Origin of the sequence: Psychrobacillus sp. MER TA 171 (assembly GCF_023713305.1) — a bacterium.
Lineage (GTDB): Bacteria > Bacillota > Bacilli > Bacillales_A > Planococcaceae > Psychrobacillus.
The window spans coordinates 73766-94845 of sequence record NZ_JAMAWN010000004.1 but is presented as its reverse complement, the minus strand read 5'-3'; the positions used below and the strand labels follow the sequence as shown (position 1 = coordinate 94845).

At 38.4% G+C, this 21080-nt stretch carries 17 protein-coding genes and 1 other annotated feature; of the genes, 10 read left to right on the top strand and 7 right to left on the bottom strand.

Features of this window, described 5'->3' with window-relative positions; all coding sequences use genetic code 11:
- The first annotated feature begins 5 nt into the window (after nt 1-5).
- From M3627_RS05690 to M3627_RS05680, 3 genes are all read left to right on the top strand, one after another.
- Nucleotides 6-752 carry a ferritin-like domain-containing protein gene (locus tag M3627_RS05690; RefSeq protein ID WP_169358441.1) on the top strand — a complete coding sequence of 249 codons (747 nt, stop codon included), beginning with the start codon at nt 6-8 and terminating at the stop codon, nt 750-752.
- Between the two features lie 157 nt (nt 753-909).
- The gene (locus tag M3627_RS05685) at nt 910-1476 is read left to right on the top strand and encodes a sigma-70 family RNA polymerase sigma factor (RefSeq protein ID WP_251553276.1); all 567 of its coding nucleotides are present in this window, start codon (nt 910-912) and stop codon (nt 1474-1476) included.
- Nucleotides 1473-2552 carry a DUF4179 domain-containing protein gene (locus M3627_RS05680; RefSeq protein WP_251553275.1) on the top strand — a complete coding sequence of 360 codons (1080 nt, stop codon included), beginning with the start codon at nt 1473-1475 and terminating at the stop codon, nt 2550-2552. The genes M3627_RS05685 and M3627_RS05680 overlap by 4 nt, the downstream gene beginning before the upstream one ends.
- A 49-nt stretch (nt 2553-2601) precedes the next feature.
- On the opposite strand, the gene argS is transcribed toward M3627_RS05680, so the two are convergent.
- Nucleotides 2602-4278 carry an arginine--tRNA ligase gene (argS, locus tag M3627_RS05675; RefSeq protein WP_251553273.1) on the bottom strand — a complete coding sequence of 559 codons (1677 nt, stop codon included), beginning with the start codon at nt 4276-4278 and terminating at the stop codon, nt 2602-2604.
- Between the two features lie 51 nt (nt 4279-4329).
- Nucleotides 4330-4547 (bottom strand) — a binding site (T-box leader).
- Nucleotides 4548-4621: 74 nt separating this feature from the next.
- Nucleotides 4622-5476, bottom strand: coding sequence for a GNAT family N-acetyltransferase (locus tag M3627_RS05670; RefSeq protein ID WP_251553271.1), 855 nt, complete (start codon nt 5474-5476; stop codon nt 4622-4624).
- A 66-nt stretch (nt 5477-5542) separates the two neighbouring features.
- Between M3627_RS05670 and aroD the strand changes: the two genes are divergently transcribed.
- Nucleotides 5543-6295, top strand: coding sequence for a type I 3-dehydroquinate dehydratase (gene aroD, locus M3627_RS05665; RefSeq protein ID WP_251553269.1), 753 nt, complete (start codon nt 5543-5545; stop codon nt 6293-6295).
- Nucleotides 6296-6368: 73 nt separating this feature from the next.
- Here aroD and M3627_RS05660 read toward each other — a convergent pair whose 3' ends face one another.
- Together M3627_RS05660 and M3627_RS05655 are read right to left on the bottom strand one after the other, a co-directional pair.
- On the bottom strand, nt 6369-6830 hold the full coding sequence (locus M3627_RS05660; RefSeq protein WP_251553268.1) for a GNAT family N-acetyltransferase: 462 nt from the start codon (nt 6828-6830) through the stop codon (nt 6369-6371).
- Between the two features lie 74 nt (nt 6831-6904).
- Nucleotides 6905-8221, bottom strand: a complete 1317-nt coding sequence (locus M3627_RS05655; protein ID WP_251553267.1) for a stalk domain-containing protein — start codon at nt 8219-8221, stop codon at nt 6905-6907.
- Between the two features lie 228 nt (nt 8222-8449).
- On the opposite strand from M3627_RS05655, the gene M3627_RS05650 reads away from it, so the two are divergent.
- The 3 genes from M3627_RS05650 (at nt 8450) to asnB (ending at nt 12554) form a co-directional block, all read left to right on the top strand.
- On the top strand, nt 8450-9349 hold the full coding sequence (locus tag M3627_RS05650; protein WP_169358433.1) for an ABC transporter ATP-binding protein: 900 nt from the start codon (nt 8450-8452) through the stop codon (nt 9347-9349).
- Nucleotides 9342-10580, top strand: a complete 1239-nt coding sequence (locus M3627_RS05645; RefSeq protein ID WP_169358432.1) for an ABC transporter permease — start codon at nt 9342-9344, stop codon at nt 10578-10580. The genes M3627_RS05650 and M3627_RS05645 overlap by 8 nt, the downstream gene beginning before the upstream one ends.
- 129 nt (nt 10581-10709) lie before the next feature.
- A complete protein-coding gene (gene asnB, locus M3627_RS05640) occupies nt 10710-12554 on the top strand; it encodes an asparagine synthase (glutamine-hydrolyzing) (protein WP_251553266.1) in 1845 nt (614 codons plus the stop codon).
- A 43-nt stretch (nt 12555-12597) separates the two neighbouring features.
- Here asnB and M3627_RS05635 read toward each other — a convergent pair whose 3' ends face one another.
- From M3627_RS05635 to dapD, 3 genes are all read right to left on the bottom strand, one after another.
- The gene (locus M3627_RS05635) at nt 12598-13407 is read right to left on the bottom strand and encodes a class I SAM-dependent methyltransferase (RefSeq protein ID WP_169358430.1); all 810 of its coding nucleotides are present in this window, start codon (nt 13405-13407) and stop codon (nt 12598-12600) included.
- 319 nt (nt 13408-13726) lie between these two features.
- Nucleotides 13727-14854 (bottom strand): N-acetyldiaminopimelate deacetylase, encoded by a 1128-nt coding sequence (locus M3627_RS05630; RefSeq protein WP_169358429.1) that lies wholly within the window; start codon nt 14852-14854, stop codon nt 13727-13729.
- Nucleotides 14855-14865: 11 nt separating this feature from the next.
- On the bottom strand, nt 14866-15579 hold the full coding sequence (dapD, locus tag M3627_RS05625) for a 2,3,4,5-tetrahydropyridine-2,6-dicarboxylate N-acetyltransferase (protein WP_251553265.1): 714 nt from the start codon (nt 15577-15579) through the stop codon (nt 14866-14868).
- 336 nt (nt 15580-15915) lie between these two features.
- On the opposite strand from dapD, the gene M3627_RS05620 reads away from it, so the two are divergent.
- From M3627_RS05620 to abc-f, 3 genes are all read left to right on the top strand, one after another.
- Nucleotides 15916-16914, top strand: a complete 999-nt coding sequence (locus M3627_RS05620) for a TAXI family TRAP transporter solute-binding subunit (protein ID WP_169358427.1) — start codon at nt 15916-15918, stop codon at nt 16912-16914.
- Nucleotides 16915-16956: 42 nt separating this feature from the next.
- Nucleotides 16957-18927 (top strand): TRAP transporter permease, encoded by a 1971-nt coding sequence (locus M3627_RS05615; RefSeq protein ID WP_169358426.1) that lies wholly within the window; start codon nt 16957-16959, stop codon nt 18925-18927.
- A gap of 293 nt (nt 18928-19220) precedes the next feature.
- Complete coding sequence (gene abc-f / locus M3627_RS05610; RefSeq protein ID WP_251553264.1) at nt 19221-20876, top strand: ribosomal protection-like ABC-F family protein; 1656 nt, start codon at nt 19221-19223, stop codon at nt 20874-20876.
- Nucleotides 20877-21080: the final 204 nt, after the last annotated feature.

The following is a 21080-nucleotide window of genomic DNA, read 5'->3' as shown; positions in this document are numbered from 1 at the left end:
AATGTATGAATAAAACAGAAAACTACAACCAGCAGATGTATGCTCAACAGGCTTTTCAACAATCCTTAGCACTAATAGCGGAAGCAGTACAAGGAGAAAAAGAAGATCAAGTTTTTTATGATTATTTAATTTCCTTAGCTCCTACGCAAGAGCAAATTGAAATAATCACCTCCATTCGAAACGATGAAGTAAAGCATAATCAATGGTTCAAACAAATGTACAAAGCAGTAACTGGTAATGAGGTTGTCATAACCACGGAAGAGCAATTCGTACCTCCAGCCGATTATATAAGTGGTATTAAGAAAGCATTTTTCGGTGAGCTAAAAGCAATGGAAAAGTACAGAGTCATACGGGAAGGCCTTCCCTATCGCGAGTATAGAGACATTGTCTTTGAGATATTAACAGACGAAATGAAGCACGCCCAATTGTATAATTATATTTTAACGGAGAATTTTGCGATGAATGCCCCTGAGAAGACAGCAACTGAAAACACTGCATCTACTACCACAAGCAATGCTCCTGAGCCAGTTGCCTTTCCAGATCAATGGATTCAATATACGGAGTACCTTGTAAATGAAGGTCTAAATGATGTGGAAAGAGGCATTAATACGAAGCACATCCTACAAGAATTTATACTTATGGGGGTTCTAGTCGGTAAAGGCTATACCCCTGAGCAAGCATACGAAACAGTAGAGAACTGGGAGTTATCAGGGGAATCACAAATACTTCAGCAAAGTAAAAATAGTCAATAAGCCATCGCTGCGTGCAACACGCAGCCTTTTTTTATGCCCATTTTTTTACTTTCTCATGTTACTCTAAAATAAATATTTTATTTTTGAGAAAAATCAAAATCGTAGACGTTATATAGAGTGTAAAAGCTTTTACAACTACCAAAAGGAGCTATTGTAGATGAAATCAACTGAATCTAATTTTATCCACAGGCTGCAATCTGGAAAAGAAGATGCACTCGAATATATTGTGGATAATTACTTACCGCTAATAAAGGGCGTTACCTACAAGGTTCTCTCCCCTTTAAATAATGGTGGAATGATGGATGAATGTATTAATGATATTTTTTTATCCATTTGGGATCACTCCAAGGATTTTAATGGGAATACAACTGATTTTAAAAAATGGATCTGTGTGATTGCTAAATTTAAGGCAATTGATTACTACCGAAAAGCAACTCGTAATATGGAGGTTTCCAGTGAGCAGATGGAGCTTCAGCCAGCTGATTCAATAGAAAAACGTCTAATCCTTACAGAAAACCGAAACGAGCTAATGCAATTAATCCATAAGCTAGACCCAATCGACCAACAAATCTTCATCATGCGTTTTTTTCTTGGCGAAAGCACAGAGGCAATCGCTAAGAAGCTTGGAAAAACAAAAGCGTCTGTCGATAATCGTATATATCGAGGAAAGAAAAGGCTAAATGGACAGGTTACAAAATTTCTTCTAGGAGGTAGCTTTGTATGAAGGACCTTTACAAGCAATTTAATGAAATTGATATAGATCTAGATGAATTTGAAGAAATCGAAGTTAGTGAATTTGAGAGAGCGAAGGTAAAAAAAGAATTAAAAAATAAAATCTCTCCTAAACAAAAGAAAGGAAAAAAGATTTTAGCTGCCGCTTCTCTTGCTGCAGGACTCAGTATCTCTGCTTTAGTAGGACTTTCCTTCACAGCCTACGCGGACAATATTCCAGTAATTAGTAATATTTATAAATTCTTTTATGATTACAGAGATAAAAATGGAGAATTTTATGGAGACTACGCTGAAAATGCTACTATGATTAACTTAACAGCAACAAGTAATGGGGTAAACGTAACTGTTGATGATGCCATTTACGATGGTGAATCTATGATTGTGACGTATACAATCAAGGCCAATAGAGATCTTGGGAACCCCTTGGTAATTAGAGGGATACCTCACCTTCAAGGCTCTCCTAAAACTGGAAGTCATGAGGCAAGTAAAGTATCAGAGAGTGAGAATAAGTATGTAGGTATTATCACTATGAAAATGGAGGAAGAAGAAACCTCTTTACCAATAGAATGGAATATAGATTATTTGCGCCCAGGAAGAACCACTGATAACGAGCCCATCGAGGGTAATTGGAAATTTAACTTTACTTTAAACAAAGCAGACATTGATATTTATAAATTAGATAAAAAGCTTAGTCAAAATGACCTTACAGTACATCTTCAAAAGCTAACGATATCTCCAAATTCGTTTCATCTTCTATTTGAACAAATTGACACTAATAAATTATATGAAAAGTGGGATAGCGCTATCGTTGAATTATTAGTTAAGGATAATTTAGAAAATCGTTATTCGCAAGAAGAACAAAGTGGGAGTTATTCTGTTCATAAGCACTCGACTAAATGGGGCGCCATATATGAAAAAGTTGATCCTCAGGCTACTCAGCTTATTATAACTCCCGAGGTAGAATTACGTAATTATGAGCCTATTGAAGAAGATAAGGGATACAAAGGCAGTATAACCGCCGATCAAAAACAATTCCAAATGGAAGACATCATTATTGATTTAAAATAACTATACAAAAAACTGGTTGTGAGCAGAATCACGACCAGTCTTTTTTCTTTTACATCTGTTCCGGAGCTTCTATACCCAGTAAGTTCAACCCTTCCTTTAAAACTATCGCAACCGCATAACAAAGTGTCAGTTTGGATACCTTTGTCTCATCATCAACGAGGATTTTTGTATGTGCATAATATTTATTAAAATGCCGAGATAGCGTTAGGCAGTATTTTGCTATAAGGGACGGATCTACCTGTTCAAAGGATTTCTGAATAACCTGTGGAAAACGTTGAAGTGTCGTAATCGTTTGCCAAGTCTCTTTCTTTAACCCCTCCAGGCTTACATTGTTAGCATCAAAATTGCCCTTTTGAAGAAGGGAACATATTCTTGCATGTGTATACTGAACGTACGGGCCAGTTTCCCCTTCGAAGTTGAGCATTTGTTCTAGTGAAAATTCTACATCATTCATACGATGATTTTTTAAATCATGGAAGATGACTGCACCTACCCCAACCGATTTTGCGACCTCTTCTTTATTAGGAAGAGATGGATTTTTCTCTTCAATACCTCTTTTTGCCTCTTGAATCGCTTCTTCTAACACTCCTTTCAATAAAACTACTTTCCCTTTACGGGTCGACATCTTCTTGCCATCCTTTAGCATCATTCCAAAAGGGACATGCTGACATGCTTTTGCCCAACCATATCCCATCTTATCTAATACTTTGAACAACTGTTTAAAATGAAGTGATTGCTCGTTGCCCACTACATAAAATGACTTTGCAAAATCATATTCTTTTTTGCGATACAAGGCTGCCGATAAATCTCTCGTAGCATAAAGAGTTGCTCCATCCGTTTTCTGAATCAAGCATGGCGGCATATCCTCGAGCTCCACTACTAATGCACCGCTAGACTCGACTAGCAAACCTCTCTCTTCTAGATCCTTAACGACTATTGCCATTTTATCGTTATAAAAAGCCTCGCCATCCAGGGAATCAAATTGAATTCCTAACAATTCATAAATACCTTGAAATTCTTTAAGAGAGGCTTCCTTGAACCATTTCCAAAGTTCTCTAGCCTCCTCATCCCCCTGCTCCAAATGCTTGAAGGCAGCTCTCGCCTTATCATTCAGCGATTCGTCGCTTACTGCTTCCTCATGGAATTTCACATAGATTTTCAATAGCTCCTCTATTGGAGAGGCTTCTATTTTTTCTTTATCCCCCCATAGCTTATAAGCAACAATCAGCTTACCAAACTGGGTTCCCCAGTCTCCTAAATGGTTAATACGAATAGTCTTGTATCCGTTCTTTTCTGCTATATTGGCTAGTGCATTTCCTATTACCGTAGAACGTAGATGTCCCATAGAAAAGGGCTTAGCGATATTCGGTGAGGAGAAATCTATCGTAATTTTCTCGTTCTTCATTGGCAGCTGGCCGTAATGATTTGGATCTTTAAGTATTTCCTCTAATACTAGTTTAGCTACTGTTTGCTGATTATAAAAAAGGTTCACATATCCTCCTACTGACCCCGCCTTTATAATAAGTACTCCCTTGAGCTGCTTTGCCAATTCAGCGGCAATAAGCTGAGGAGATTTTTTATATATTTTTGCTAGCGTAAAACAAGGAAATGCTACATCTCCTAGTTCTACGTTCTTTGGCGTTTCTAAAAGCTTTTCTATTTCCTCTACTGTTAGTCCTTCTAGTTGGGCACCAATCAAAGCAGCAATTTGCTTTACTAATTCCATGTACAGTCATCCTCCCATTTAATTCTTCCATATAAAAAGCCCTCGCCTCTATGAAGAGACGAGAGCTGAAATTCCCGTGGTACCACTCTAGTTGTCACACGTTGTGACCGCTTTAACGTTAGTAACGAGGACTTCCCCGGTCTTTTCTACTCTTAGTTCAAAAAGCTTCTCCAAAGTGCGTTTCTCTGAAAAGTCCTGTATCAGGCTTTCACCACCCCTGACTCGCTAAACATTATCTCTTCAAATACTCTCTTTATCATCGAATTGTGTATGAATTTTCACTTATTTTAAAGGAACAAAATATGAAAGTCAATATGAGTCGCTATTTTTTTAAAGGTACGCCCTATTTTGTTTCGCCAAGCTGTAAATGAACCGAATCTAATAGCTTCTGATAACCAATTTCTTGGTAGATTTTATTGGAGGTCGGGTTTAGCATATCGGTATATAAAACACAGAAATCATATTCCTTTAAAAGCTCCTTACTGCAGGCTGCAACCATCGTTCTAGCATATCCTTTGCGTCGTTTCTCTTTAGGAGTAAACACCATTGAAACAGTCACCCCATGCGCGGAAGGTCTCGCCTTCTTCATCATGGACACGATTTCCCCTTCATCCTCCCAAAGAAAAACCTCACGAGCATTTAACATAGCTTCCACTCTTTGAGCTATATCTTCTTTTGCGCTTCTCGGAAGTCCTGTATCTCCTTCAAATTGGCTAAGCCATGATTCGATTAGTGGAGCGTCTTTGTCATTAGCAAGCCTCCAGGAGCCAGGACTTGCTTCTAACGTATCGTCTACTTGATCTAATCGGTATAGCCCCTGGTCCATTAATAGAGAGTGAGGTTGACCGGTTTTTTCTTCCCATTTCTCTGCAAAATGCATAGCCCAATCTTTCACACTTATTATAGAATCAATATGTATACCTCGTTGTATGATTTCTTCTATACCTAAATCAGTGGATGCCTCTATTTTATTTGGATCCACAAAAATAATATTTAGAGGATGTGGTGGAGTCATTTGAAAAAGAGCAATTAACTCTCCATCTTCTTCAATAGTCGCCATTAGCGGGTTTTCATATCCACCTACTCGTATTCTTTCTAGCACCCCTAGAAACAAGCTAAATTTGTCCTCATTTTCCTTTAAAAAAGGTATTGCCTTCTCGTAAAAATTCTCTGCACTTTCATAGATTTGAAATCTCATTTTTACATCCCCTTTGAAACGTTTTATGTTAATATAACGTAAAACGTTGCATGATGGGAGATATTTATGAAAATTATTTCTATTCGGGATATTCACATTGGAGAAGGACTTCCTAAGGTCATTGTTCCATTAATAGGAAAAGATAAAGACTTCCTTTTAAATGAGCTACCACTAGTTAAAGAAAGCGCTCCAGATATAGTGGAGTGGAGAGTAGATTTGTTGCAAGGAGTGGAAAACCTAGAAGTGGTCAAGGATACCCTTTCCTATATACGCAATTTTTTGTATCCAATTCCTCTTCTATTTACCTTTAGAAGTCATAAGGAGGGCGGTTCTACTGTTATAGAGAGCACCTATTATAAGCAGCTTTTGCGTGAGGTCATCCAAACAAAAGAAATAGATTTAGTGGATATAGAGCTTTTTTCGGAGGATGTAGAGGAATTAGTAGCTTTAGCTAAGGATTTTCAAATTTCTATTGTAATGTCAAGCCATGATTTTAAAGGAACACCTCCCAAAGAAGTTATAATAGAACGAATGACAACTATGCAAAAGCTAGGGGCAGATATCCCCAAAATAGCTGTGATGCCTAGTAGCCCCGCAGACGTTCTTACCCTTTTGGATGCTACCTACACAATGTATTCTACATATGCAGACCGTCCAATTATTACGATGTCTATGGCTAAGGCAGGTATCGTTAGTCGTATGGCTGGAGAGATTTTTGGTTCAGCCGCTACATTTGGTTCCGTTCTCTCTGCTTCCGCTCCCGGACAAATTAAAGCTGCCGAGTTAAAGAAAGTTTTAAAGCTTCTACATAACGCATAGCTTTATGCACGATTTCAAACGGGGCGATGACTCCCGTTTGAAATCGAGAATGTTGAGATTGACTCTAACGCTCTTATCGTCCTCCTGTGGATAATCTTTTTTCTAGTCGTATCATATCCACACACGGAATTCCGTTTTCCACAATTTCTTCCGAATAATGATTAGTGAAGAAATCTCTATCCACAGATACGATTCGAAAACCACACTTTTGATAGAGCGCCAGCTGGTTTAAACTAGAGTTTCCCGTACCTACCTCTATTATTTTATATCCAAGCTCCATGGATCTTTCAATCGCATGAAGTACCAATTCTTTTCCTAGACCTCTTCCTTGATATCGCTCATGCACAGCTATGTTTTTGAGCTCTATAGTATCGTCATCCACGGATAACAATACATAAACTCCAATTGTTTCGTCGCTATCTTTCGCTATATAACATTGCCCTCTATCTAAATAGGCTTCCACCAATTCCTCTGAGGGATCAGCTAATAGCAATAATTCCATTGGATAATTGCTATCTATTTTATGTATATTCATTTACTTTTTCTCCATCCTCTATATTTTTATCTAAACAAAAGCCATCCCTCTCTAAAAGCAGGGATGGCTTTCGTTCACGACTCAGGTATCAATAACTCTAAAATATCCTCAGACACATAGGTTTGCTTGTTGTGCAAAACAGGAGCCTCTTGGAATTCCCTTATACTTTTATTATATCCATATTTCAGCTCACCACGTGTTATGGTAAAAGAACCGTTACCAAGCTTTAAATACATACTATTTCGTTTTGGATGGGATATGACCTCATATCCTAAGTATTGAGCCACTTGGCGTAAAGGAATCATTTTAACCCCATTGTGGATAAAATGGTTATCTTCTATTAGAAGATTGAGCTCCTTTAAAGCAGGTTCAACATAGTCTATTGCGATAATTTTAGAAGGAGTTATAAGCTTCTGTTCTCCCTTAGGAGCGCTATAGAATACGATTAACTCCTTACCCTTTAAATCCTTTTGTTTAATTTTCTTACCCTTTTCGTCCATTAATTTGGTTTGATCGGTGATTTGAAGATGAAGCTCACTGTCTAAGCTCACAAAATCCTCATTGAATTTTGACACCTTTACTAAGCTACCCTTTTTTCCATGAGCAACTATTATATCTGGTGTGATTCTTGGTGGATAGATCAGAATCATTGGTTTATTTTTATCATAATAAGCATCCACTTTAGTTCCCTTTTGAAACGAGTCAATCGATACTTCTTTGGTTGAAGCATCGTTAAGCGCTATAACGTCTTTGTTCAATATAAACATAGATACCAATTTCTCGTCATTGTCTGACTCTACAGTCAAGGTCACTTCTTTATTATCTTTAGTAACTTCCTTAACGGTTCCTGTAAATTTGATAAAGTTGCTGGCATTCTGCTCTTCATCATCCAAGACCACTACTTTGGATGGTATTGCTTGTGCAGGAATACTTCTAGTTGTGGAGGTGTAAAAAACAATTAGCTCATGACCTGCAAAATTCTTTTGTATAATACTCTCTCCATGCTTATTAACCACAAGCGTGTCCTTAGTAATGTTAAGCTTCAGCTGATTGTCTTCACTTGTTAACTGATCATTAAAAATTCCCACTTTAGCAAAGCCTACATTTTTGGAATCATGCGCAATTATTAGCTCAGGAGTGATTTGGGCAGGATAAATCATAATCCTAGGCTGTGTTTTGTCATAATAGGCTTCTATTCGTTGTCCTTTAACAAAATCCTTTTGTTTAATTTCCTTCTTGGTACCGCTATTAAATAAAAGTGTCTCATCTGAAATAGTAAAAATAGTGACAATTGGTTCTTTTTCCTCTGTTTCTACCGTAAGTATGACACTGTCCGCTTTATGAGTGATTTCTTTAACCACTCCGGTAAACCCCTCTAATTTAGACTTCATGGAATCCTCCCCCTCCTTTGCTAACACAAATGTAGGTGCGAGAAGAAGACAAATGGCTATAAAGCTTAAATAAAGATAGCGTAATTTTTTCATTTTTTACCGTCCCCTTTGTTGTTATCAATGTATTAGACGGAAGGCTATACTAAACGTTTCACAATTTTTTGAAACGTTTAGGGTAATTGCACGTATAAAGTATTATGTAAAAATACTTAGGAATGGAGAATATGTATGGCATTAGTAATCAATGAAGTAACCAAGCGTTACCATGATTTTACTGCAGTAGACCATCTTTCCTTCACCATCGAAAAAGGTGAAATCTTTGGCTTAATCGGCCAAAATGGTGCAGGTAAAACAACAACTTTTCGTATGATACTAGATTTACAGGAAACTACAGAAGGAACCATTACATGGGATGGTACGAATATCAACAATATTAACCGAGACCTTCTTGGCTATTTACCCGAGGAAAGAGGGATTTTTCCTGCAATGAAAGTAGAGGATCAGCTTTACTTCTTTGGTGAGCTTCGTGGTAAATCCCGAAAGGAACTAAAAAAAGAAGTCGATTATTGGATTGACCGTTTTGAATTAGAGGATAAAAGAAAAGCAAAAGCCGAAACTTTATCAAAGGGTAATCAGCAAAAGGTTCAATTAATCGCAAGCTTCATACACCAGCCTGCTTTTCTCATTCTAGATGAACCTTTCAGTGGCTTGGATCCAGTTAATAAGGACTTGTTAAAGGGAGCTATTTTAGAGCTAAAAGAGAAAGGCACGACCATTTTATTTTCTAGTCATCAAATGGAAAATGTAGAAGAGCTTTGTGACCATTTGTGTCTATTAAAACGAGGTGTCTCTTTGTTTGCTGGTAGCTTACTAGACTTGAAGAAGCAATACGGGAAGACAAGACTAACCATTCGAACAGATATACCTAAGAATAAGCTGGAAAGTATGGAAGGCGTCAAGCAAGTCCATGTTGGCAAAGACCAGTATGTACTTACACTAGCAGACGAAAAATATGCTCAAGCGATTTTCGACTCCATTTTTGATGGTAAATATATTGAAAAATTTAGCCTGGATTACTTGTCATTAGATGAAATCTTCAAGGATAAGGTAGGTGGCAAGAATGTCTAAATTCTGGTTGCTTGTAAAACAGCTATATACCGAAAAGATAAAGGCAAAGTCATTTATTGTCATGCTTGCTATCTATGTCGGTGTAATTTCTATCGTGATGTTTTGGTCAGATATAAAGGCCGCCTTCTTTGAAAGTGAAGCATTGGAAATTGCTGTGATAAATGAAACAGATGCCGATATTGATGCTTTATTCCAATCGAATAGTGATTTAGCCTTCACCTTTCCTACGGAATCTAATAATGAAGTAGAAAAGGAAGTAATTGATGGAGACTATGCGGCTGCTATTTTTATAAAAGATGAAGGGAATTCTTTAAGTGCTGAGATTGCTACGTATGAACCACTCACATTTAATGATCAGCTTAGCTTATCTTCAACCCTTCAATATGCAGGAAAATTGTATGAGGTACAACAGTTAGATTTATCCGCTGAGGAAGCTGATAAAATCCTGCAATCTGAGACAGTCATCACTATGAAAAATTTAGATGAAGCCTCGGTTGGTGGTAAGAGTGAGGATGAGAAGGCGATAGGAATCGTTGCTTCTATGCTTGTTGGGTCTTTAATTTATGGATTCTTAATTTCATTTTTATCTATGATTACCACAGATGTAGCTTCTGAAAAGGGTTCTCGTGTTTTAGAAGTGCTACTTGCAAGCGTTAAACCATCTACTCATTTAATCGCTAAATTGACTGGGACATTTCTCTTGGCGATTACTCAAATTGCAGCTTTGATCCTAGTTTTAGCAGTCATCTTCATGACAGTTGATGGTGGCTCCAAAATGGATAGCCTACAGCCTATGATTGAGGAGCTTTCCTACTCTTACATTGGGTATGCTTTTGCCTTTTTAATACTGACAATAATATTAAATCTAATCATTGGAGCATTATTAGGCTCACTGGTTTCTAAAGTGGAGGAAGCGGGCCAGGCTGTTATGCCAATGACGATTATAGGAATCATTGGATTCTATGTGTTAATCTTTGGCGCACAAAGTCCGGACACTATGCTAGTAAAGGTATTTTCATATATTCCATTTACATCCGGGATGGTAATGCCACTACGTATTGGTGCAACAGACATTGGGGCATTCGAGCCAATGTTAGCTTTAGGCATACTCGTTATTACTTCTATTATCGCATTCGTCATTAGTCTTTCCTTCTATAAACGAAGCGTTCTTACGTATAGCACTGGTGGTATGATTCAAAAGATTAAAACGATGCTGAAGGTAACAACCTAATATTAAATGAAAGTATCGCGAACCTTACATGTTCGCGGTACTTTTTACTATTTGGAGTGTATTTCTCTCGTCACTTTTACAGTACTTTTTTGCATATACTATGGGGGTGAAAGAAGGGATGCGAATTATATGTGTGGGATAACGGGATGGATTGATTTTAAAAAAGATTTAAGGGGCTATTCCCCTATTGTCGAGAAAATGGCAGAGTGTTTAAAAAAACGAGGACCAGATGACCATAACGTATGGAGTACAGCGCATGCTGCGTTTGGTCACCGAAGATTAACAGTGGTTGACCCTATTGGTGGTAAGCAGCCCATGAGCAAAAGCTATCAATCTAGGAACTACACACTTTGCTATAATGGTGAGCTATACAATACAGAGGAGCTTCGAAAAGAATTATTAAGTCGAGGGCATTCATTCTCTGGCCACTCCGATACAGAGGTATTATTAACCTCTTATATCGAGTGGAAGGAACAGTGTATTGATTATTTTAATGGGATTTTTGCATTTGCGATTTGGGACGAAGAAGAACAAAAGATTTTTATGGCAAGAGACCGCTTAGGGGTAAAGCCTTTGTTTTATACAGAAAGAAATGAAGGGTTACTCTTCGGATCTGAATTAAAATCATTGCTTGTACATCCAGATGTCCCAACGGAAATCGATCGTATTGGTTTATCAGAAATTATTGGGCTAGGTCCTTCTCGTACCCCTGGCTTTGGTGTTTATAAAGGGATAATGGAGCTTCGTCCCGCACATGCCTTAATCTTTTCTAAGAATGGTCTACGTATCTGGAGATATTGGAATGTGGAAAGTAAGGAGCATACCGATAGCTTAGAGGACACGGTGGAGAATGTAAGATTCTTATTTACAGATGCAGTAGAAAGACAGCTCGTTTCCGATGTACCTTTATGTACATTCCTTTCAGGAGGAATAGACTCAAGTGCTATTTCGGCTGTGGCGGCGAATGCTTATAAAAGAGACGGAAAGCCTGCTCTTCATACTTATTCCATCGATTATGAAAATAATAACGTACATTTCAAGGGAAATGAATTTCAGCCGAGCGAGGATTTTCCTTTCATCCAAAAGGTCTCCAGCACTCTTAATACTACCCACCACTTTTCTGTTATTACACAGGATGATTTAGCCCAATTCTTAACGGAGGCAGTCCATGTTCGCGATTTACCTGGAATGGCAGATATCGATTCCTCTCTTTTATGGTTTTGTAAGGAGATCAAAAAGGATTTTACCGTTGGATTATCTGGAGAATGTGCGGATGAAATTTTTGGAGGCTATCCTTGGTTCCATAAGATAGGGAATGCAGAAACAGGCTTTCCTTGGATTCGCTCCAAGCATGAAAGACACTCATTGCTAAATGATAGCTGGCAGAAGAAATTGAACATCGATGACTATGTCCAAAATGCTTATGACGTCAGTGCAGCTGAAACGCCTCAGCTATTTGGAGAATCCTCCTTAGAAGCTGAACGAAGAGAGCTTTTTTATATGAATATGATTTGGTTTATGACCACTCTGCTAGACCGTAAAGACCGTATGAGCATGGGAGCAAGTTTGGAGGTTCGCGTTCCCTTTGCTGACCACCGACTTGTAGAATACGCGTGGAATATTCCGTGGGATTTTAAAATGGTTGGAAATCAAGAAAAAGGTATACTTCGCAAGGCTTTAGAGGGAATTCTTCCTAACGAGGTACTTTATCGTAAAAAGAGTCCTTATCCAAAAACACATAACCCTATTTACGCGGCAAAGGTACAGCTTATGCTCAAGGAACAGTTATTAGATAAGAATTCTATTTTACATGAATTATTTACACCAAGCAGCCTTCACTCTTTAATCGAATCAAATGGAGAAGCTTTTAAAACTCCTTGGTATGGTCAATTGATGACGGGTCCTCAGCTGTTGGCATATTTGGCTCAAATGCATATTTGGTTTAAGGATTATAATGTACAACTCGTTGATTAATGGATAGAGGGCTGGACGTGAACTATAACGTCCACGCTCTTTTTTACTTTTTTACTCCAATGTACAGCAGGTGAGATGAGACCCCTAGCATATAAGGGTCGCTGGCTTTTTCAATTAGCAGGTTAATTAGTTTTTCATATTCCTGCTCCCCTTTTTCCTTCCAGTAGTCCCAGCTTTCCTTGTTCAATGTTGCAGCCACGTTAGAGCCAATCAATTCCAAACCTTGAAATCCGTTTGATTCCATAAAAGGATTTATCTCATCGATATTATAATAATAGGCTCCAGTAAAACGTCCAGTCTCCTGATGATCAAAGCAGCCGGTTTGATTGAATTGAAGGATGTTGTCCATTTGGTCATGCGGTTTCCAGTTCTCTGGGTGTGTCAAGGAGGTTAATAAGTGTTTAACTCTCGGCATAAAGGCAACAAAAACAAGACCGTCTTTTTTAGTTACTCTATGTAATTCCTGGATTGCTTTTATACGATCGGCTTCTCCCTGTATATGATACATTGGGCCAAGCATAAGAGAGGCATCAAATTGCTCATCTTGGATTTTGGATAAGTCTCTTGCATCCGCCACTAGGAAATCGGTGAAGCGACCTTTTAGATTAAATTCTTCTGCCTTTTCTCTCGCTATTTCCACTAGTTTGGGAGTTAAATCCGTTAGAGTCACATTGAATCCTTCCAGAGCCAGCTTCATCGCATATTTTCCCGGGCCTGCACCATTATCAAGGACGTTCCCATTAGGAGGCAGGTACGTACTTATGTAGTGCCAATTCACTTGAAATTCAATCGGTTCCCTTTCCAGTCTCCCCCACTCGTCAAATTGATTGTAATAGCTAATAATATTACTCATAAAACACCAGCTTTCTTAAATATATTTGTTTGGTACATTAATAGTGTTCCAAAGAGCTAGAAGTGGTTTCTACAAAATTTTATAAAAAAGGACAGAGAGTAAGTATCTCTGTCTTTTACGTTATTAAAAAAATTATTGAATTCTGCACCTGTGGATAGATTGATGTATAACTTCGGCGACTGCGCTTTTCTCGATGTCTAGCTCCACCGCCTTGCCCCTCGGGGTCAAATGGGAAAATACTGCGGTGGCTGAGGGACTGCCTCCTCGCATTTTCCCATTTGCCTGTCGGGGCAGGGATAGGCGCCTGCGCTTTTCTTGTTTAATTGCTTGTAAGTGTTCTAAAGTACTGATCCACAAAAGGGACAAGATAGTCTAATAGCTCTTCACTTGGGTTCATCTTTGCATGATGAAGACCAAAAGGAGAATCGACACCCGCCCAGAATAACATGCCTGGTATGTCTTTTAAAAAATATCCAAAATCTTCACCTGTCATCGCTGCATCACAATGAATGGCATTAGTTGCTTGATGCTGCTCAGCAAAAGCAAGAAAATCATTGGTAATGTCATGATTGTTATACACCTGATAATAGGATGATCCATAATCAATTTTTACCTCACACTCAAATGCGATTTCAGTAGCATGGCAAAAAGCCTCTATCTTTTCTTTTATTAATGCCATCGTAGTAGCATCCATCGTACGAATCGTTCCTTCAAGACGGGCATGACCTGAAATAATATTTTGTACAGTACCAGATGTAAATTTACCAATAGTTAATACTGCAGGCTTCATTGGGTTAATTGTACGGCTCACGATGGATTGTAGCTGTAGCAAAAGAGTTGCTGCTGCGATTGACATATCCCTTGCTTGATGGGGGTAGGCAGCATGCCCTTCCTTCCCTATTAAGTCAATGTAGAGCTCTGACGTATTGGCAAATAGGAGGCCAGGTCGAGTAGCGATTGTCCCAACTGGATACTCCGGTGCTACGTGATAAGCAAATATCTTGTTAGGAACTAGCTCAGGATGCTCTTCCCTTAGCCAGTTAAGCATCGGAAGAGCACCACCTGGGCTTTCCTCTGCTGGCTGAAACAAGAACACCATATGATCGTTTATTGGTGTATCTACTATTTTTTCTAGCAAGCCAAGTGCAACAGTCATATGCATATCATGACCACATGCATGCATTTTCCCTGGATGCTCGGAAGAAAATTTAACCTCTGTAGCTTCTTTGATTGGCAGACCATCAATATCAGCTCTCCAGCCAATCGTTTGAGTTGGTTGAAGCCCTTCTACTTTCACTACAATTCCTGTTTTCCATGTAATAGTCGTTAACCGATCCTGTCGAAGGGATCCTATCTGCTCTAAAAGATATGCCTGCGTTTTCACTTCTTCAAAGCCAAGCTCCGGTATACGATGCAAATCGCGACGAATATCAAGTAAGGCCTTCATATGTCACCTTCTTAAATTTGACGTAGTTCTTGCATGATTTCTGTTTTCGATTTTGTTTGTGCATCGATATCCTTAATCACTTTTGCAGGGGTACCAGCAACAACTGTATACGGTGGCACATCTTTCGTAACAACTGCTCCAGCTGCAACAACTGCTCCTTTACCAACACGGCATCCCTCTAGGACTACGGCATTCGCACCGATTAATACGTCGTCTTCAATAATTACCGGAGTAGCAGAAGGTGGCTCTATAACACCTGCAAGCACTGCTCCAGCTCCGATATGACAATTGTCTCCAACCGTCGCACGGCCACCAAGGATTGCTCCCATGTCGATCATTGTTCCTTTACCTATTACAGCTCCGATATTAATCACTGCACCAAGCATGATAATCGCATTATCCCCAATGCTCACTTGATCACGGATAACAGCACCTGGTTCAATTCTTGCATTTATCCCTTTTAAATCTAATAGTGGAATAGCAGAATTTCTGCTCTCATTTTCTACTACTACATCTTCGATTTGATCCTTATGCTGTTCTAAAGTAGGTTGAATTTCCGACCATTCTCCAAATAGAATAAGAGAATTTCCTTGTCCAAAAACTTTTGTATTTTCCCCAAAAGAAAGTTGGTCAATACCATTTCCCTTTATGTGTACCTTCACTTGTGTGGATTTCTTTGCGTGTTGAATGTAAGAAATAATCTCATGTGCATCTAACTGTTTCATGTTCTCATTACCTCCTCAAATATGTGCTTATTGTACAGTAATTTTTATTAAAAATCACGAATTTAAATACATTTTGAAATAATTAATTAACTCCATCTATAAATACAAACAAACATCCGTACCCAGAATGATTACAGAGAGATTGCAGGTGCCAGGCACCTGCAATCTCTCTGTAATCAAACCTTAAATATCTGAAAATACTGATATTTAGTTGTAAAATTTTAGATTAAAAGTATAATATTAATAATCATCTACTTAAAATGACAATTATATTGTTGTTTTTAATTTTGAAAACGCTGTCATTGAGATGATAATAATCCTTTGGGGGGAGAGAAAATGAAGAAGAAAAGTTTTAGCATTATTTTGTTTATCACAGTTTTAGCATTGTTTATGGCTGGATGTAGTGGGGGTAAGCCAAATATTGCAATTGGGCCACCTGCTAGTGAAACTAACTCTGTTTCTAAGCTAATTTTAGATGCATATGGAATTACAGACGATGATTACAAGGCTTATCAGGAAGGATTCGGAGATGCTGCTGATGGTGTTCAGGATGGAAATATTGATATTTCTATTGGTATTCTTGGCCTCCCTGCTGCTAGTATTGAGAGCTTGCAGAATTCTGCCGGAGATGTAGTAATGATGAGCTTATCTGATGATGCAATTTCTTATATCGAAGAGAATAGTGGCTATAGACGTCACACTATACCTAAGGACACATACGACTTTTTGGATTCCGATGTAGAAACGGTTACAGCGTACGCCATTTTAATGGGAAGTACGGATACGATTGATGAAGAACTTGGGTATGAGCTAACTAAGATCATGATTGAAAATGCCAATGAAAATACACATGCTCAGGCAAAACAAATGATTTTAGAAAATGCGCTAAATGGAGCTGAGGGGCTTCCAATTCATCCTGGAGCTAAACGTTACTATGAGGAACAGGGTCTTACTGTAGACAATCCGGTTGCTGAGCTGACTGCTGATAAAAGCAATCGAAAAAATGATTTTATACTAGGCACCGGAAGCCAAGGCGGCACTTATTATCCACTAGGTGGAGAGATGGCAAGCATTTGGAACAAACATATAGAAGGATTTAACTTAACGAATACAGAAACTGGAGCATCCGTAGAAAATCTATCCAGTATTCGAGATGGAAACATGGATTTAGGTATGTCTGTACATGTGCCAGCATTACAAGCAGTAAATGGTGAGGCTGCATTTGAAGGACATGAGGTTCCGAACGCCGCTTTTATTGGTCATATTTATCCAGAGGTTATTCAAATTGTTACACGTGAAAGCTCCGATATTAAAAGCTTAGACGATGTAAAATAAAATCGATGTATAAATAAATCCAGTTAAAGATGAGGTGAGGCAATGAAAGATCAGCAACCTGTAAATGCGCAAGAAATATTGGAAAAATACGATAAAGAAAATCAATTCCGAACAAATATTGGAAAGTGGGCATGGGTCGTTACCTTTTTAGGTGTAGCCTTAACCGTATTCCATCTATATACTGCCTACTATGGAACTTTACCCACTCAAAAACAAGGAGCCGTCCATGTAGGAACTGCTCTCGGAGTTATTTTTCTGTTGTACCCATTTAAAAGAGATTTGCTAAAAACACAAAAAAATATCCCCTGGTATGACATTGTACTTGCCTTTACTGCGATGTATGTGACCTATCATAAAATATTCTTTTTTGATTCAATTTTACAGAGCAGAATTTCCGGATATAGCATACCTGATGTAATTATCTCCATCCTTGGGATTTTTCTCGTCCTGGAAGCGACCAGAAGAACGGTTGGTTTGCCAATCGTCATAGTGGCTTTAGTAGCCATACTTTATGCTATCTTCGGAAATTTTGTCCCTACTCAAATCCTTTCACATCCTGGATTTTCGATTGAGCGAACCGCTACTGCACTTTGGTACAAGGAAAGTGGAATCTTCGGCACCCCAGTTCAAATTTCAGCAAAGTTCATATTCCTCTTTCTATTTTTTGGCGTAATGCTCGTACAAACAAATGTAGGGAAATTCTTCAATGATTTAGCCTTTTCCTTAACAGGAAGATATACAGGCGGTACAGCAAAAACAGCAGTTGTAGCGAGTGCACTGCAAGGAACTATTTCAGGGAGCTCCGTTGGTAATACGGTGGCAACAGGGTCCTTCACCATTCCTATGATGAAGAAAGCAGGATTCAAGCCAGAATTTGCTGGTGCAACTGAAGCTGCTTCATCTACCGGCGGTCAAATTATGCCTCCTATGATGGGTGCAGCAGCATTTATTATGATGGAGATTTTAGGTGTATCCTACGGGGCTATTATGTTGGCGGCTATTATTCCAGCTATTCTTTATTTTACAGGTATTTTTATAGGCACTCATTTTGAGGCAAAAAAACTGAAGATACATGGATTACCTAAGTCACAATTACCCTCTTTTACAAAGACAATGAAACGGAATTGGTATATGCTTTTACCACTTTTCGTAATTACAGGAACCATTATTTACGGTTTTACTCCGCAACGTGCTGCACTGTTTGGAATAATCGCTGCCTTTCTAGTGAGCTTAATACGAAAAGAAACAAGAATGTCCTTTAAAAAGACAATACACGTTTTAGAGCAAGGTACAAGAGTTGCTCTTCCAGTTATAGCAGCGGTTGCTACAGCTGGAATTATAGCTGGCATTGTAAGTATGACAGGCCTTGGCTCCAAATTTGCTGCAGGAGTGGTGGCCCTATCCAATGGTTATCTAATTCTTGCTCTCATATTCACTATGATAGCTTGTATTATCTTAGGAATGGGATTACCTACTACAGCAAACTACGTAGTTACAGCTACTATTGCGGCTCCAGTTTTAATAAATGAATTCGGGGTAGCTCCAATTGCTGCTCATATGTTTGTATTCTATTTCGGAATAGTTGCGGATATCACTCCTCCTGTCTGTCTTGCAGCTTATGCGGGGGCAGGTATTGCAGGGGCAAACCCCTTTAAAACAGGTTTAAATGCAGTCAAACTAGCCATAGCAGCCTTTATCGTTCCATATATCTTTATCTATAATCCCATTTTAGTTATGGTGGATGTGGAACTGGTCAGTCTGATACTATCCTTGGCTGGTGCTTTAATTGGGATGGTTGCGGTAAGCAGCTCTATGATTGGCTATTTCATCAGATATTCAAGGTTTTGGGAGCGATCTGTCTTATTTGTAGCCGGGTTAATGCTTATTGTTCCTGAGGTTTTAAGTAGTGGGATTGGACTCGTGCTTATCATAGGAATTTGGTTCATACAAAAAAGAAGAACAGACGATGAACTTGAAATGGAAAGTCCAAGGTCTAGTCAAGCACTGTATTAATTAACCCTTTAATTTTCAGAAGAATATGTTATATTAATTAGTAACTAATATCGAAGGGACGATGGGTGGACTATGATTTTATAATCTTATTTCTCGCTTAATATTGCTGCTTAACGCAGAAAAATATTTTTAGCTAAAACGGAAATAGGATGAGTCTGCCCATTTTTCAAATCAGATCAATGAATACTGCAAACATTTTGTAGTTATTTTTTGTCGTACATTTAAATGGCAGCAGAATCCTTCCGTCTATACTCGGAGGGATTTTTTAGTCTCTCCGGCAGGGAGGAAATGTTATGACAATACAAGGAAGAATAGTAAATCTAAGCATTACACATGGTCATAAAGAAATTATTAAAAATATAAAAACGGATATACCTTTAGGTGCTGTAATAGGTATTGTAGGAAGAAATGGTGAAGGCAAATCTTCGCTTCTATCCGTCCTTTCAGGCGAAGCTCCCTCCTCTTCTGGACAAATCGAATGGATAGGAGCTCCTCCGACCATTAGCTACTGCAAGCAAGAGGACGAGAATTTCTTTTCAACTGAAGTGGAGAAGGATGAATGGACTTATATGAGCAAGTGGTCTGTTCCCCGTACCCTTTCTTATAATAGTTTAAGCGGCGGAGAAAAAATGAAAAAAAGACTAGCTAAAGTTTTTGCAGAAAGGTCTCACTTACTATTACTTGATGAGCCTACTAATCATTTAGACCAAAGCAGTCTATCCTTTTTAAAGGAGCAAATAGCTACCTATCCAGGAACCATTATTTTAGTCTCTCATGACCGTTACTTTTTAGACCAAGTATCAAATTATATATGGGAAATTGAATATCAAAAACTAACTCCTTACAAAGGAAACTATTCTACCTACCGCAAAAGAAAAGAAGAAATAATCCATACTCAACAGAGAGAATATAACGCGCAACAATCGAAAGTACAACTCGTAGAAAAACAAATTGCAGAGTTAAAAAAATGGACTAATAAGGCTCATGCTGATTCGACAAAGAAGGATGGCTACAAAGAATATTTCCGAATGAAGGCAAAGAAAAAGGATGTTCAAATCCGCTCTAAACAAAAACGACTAGAGCTAGAGCTTTCTAAGCATCGGGTAGATCGTCCAGTAGAGGAAAAGGAAGTCAACTTCTCTATTGATGGGAATAAGAAAAAGGGAAAACGCATTCTAGAAGCCAAAAATTTAAGCAAATCCTTTAATGCCAAAACTCTTTTCCAAGATACCTCCTTTACTATTCAATCAAATGAACGCGTTGGTATTATAGGTGCTAATGGAAGTGGTAAAACAACCTTCTTCCGGATGCTTATAGGAGAGGAACCCTTTGACGGTGAGCTTTGGAAAACGGATTCGATGAATATCGGCTATTTACGACAAACTGTATTCGACCTTCCGAATGAGCAGACCCCCTCTGACTTTTTTGCAACTACAGATTTCGAAACAAGAGGAATCATTCAAACTCTGATGACCAACTTGGGATTTTCAAAGGACCATTGGCTACGTCCCATTTCTACTATGAGTATGGGTGAAAGGGTAAAACTCAAGTTAATGGAGTTCATGTTAGATCAAAAAGATGTACTTATTTTAGATGAACCTACAAATCATCTCGATTTACCCTCTCGAGAGCAGCTAGAAAAAACTCTTTCCACTTATCCAGGTACTATTTTACTTGTAACTCATGATCGTTATTTTTTAGAAAAGCTAACCAACAAGCTACTTATATTTGAAAATAAGAAAGTCCAGAAAGTCGAGATGACTTACAATGAGTGGCTCCATAGAGAAGAGGAAAATGAAGTCGAAAAAATTCTCCTCACTTTAGAAACAGAGCGTCTCGCCATTTTAGGTCAGTTAAGCTACCTTCTTCCTAAGGATTCCAAATATGCCGAGTTAGATGAGCAATTTAATTTACTGACCCAAAAGATTAATCAGTTAAAAACCAAATAACACAAAAGAGGATGTGACGTAACACTCCTCAAAATAAAATGTATGTTTTCTGTTACGACAGAAGCTTTCCGAGGGCACGGCTTCAATCTCCTCGTCGCCGTCTCCCTACCAAACAATAAGAGAGATGATTTAAAAAGAAATAAGGACGTGAAAATCAAGTTGTTGTTGATTTCACGTCTTTTAATTTATTGACTAGTTATTTCT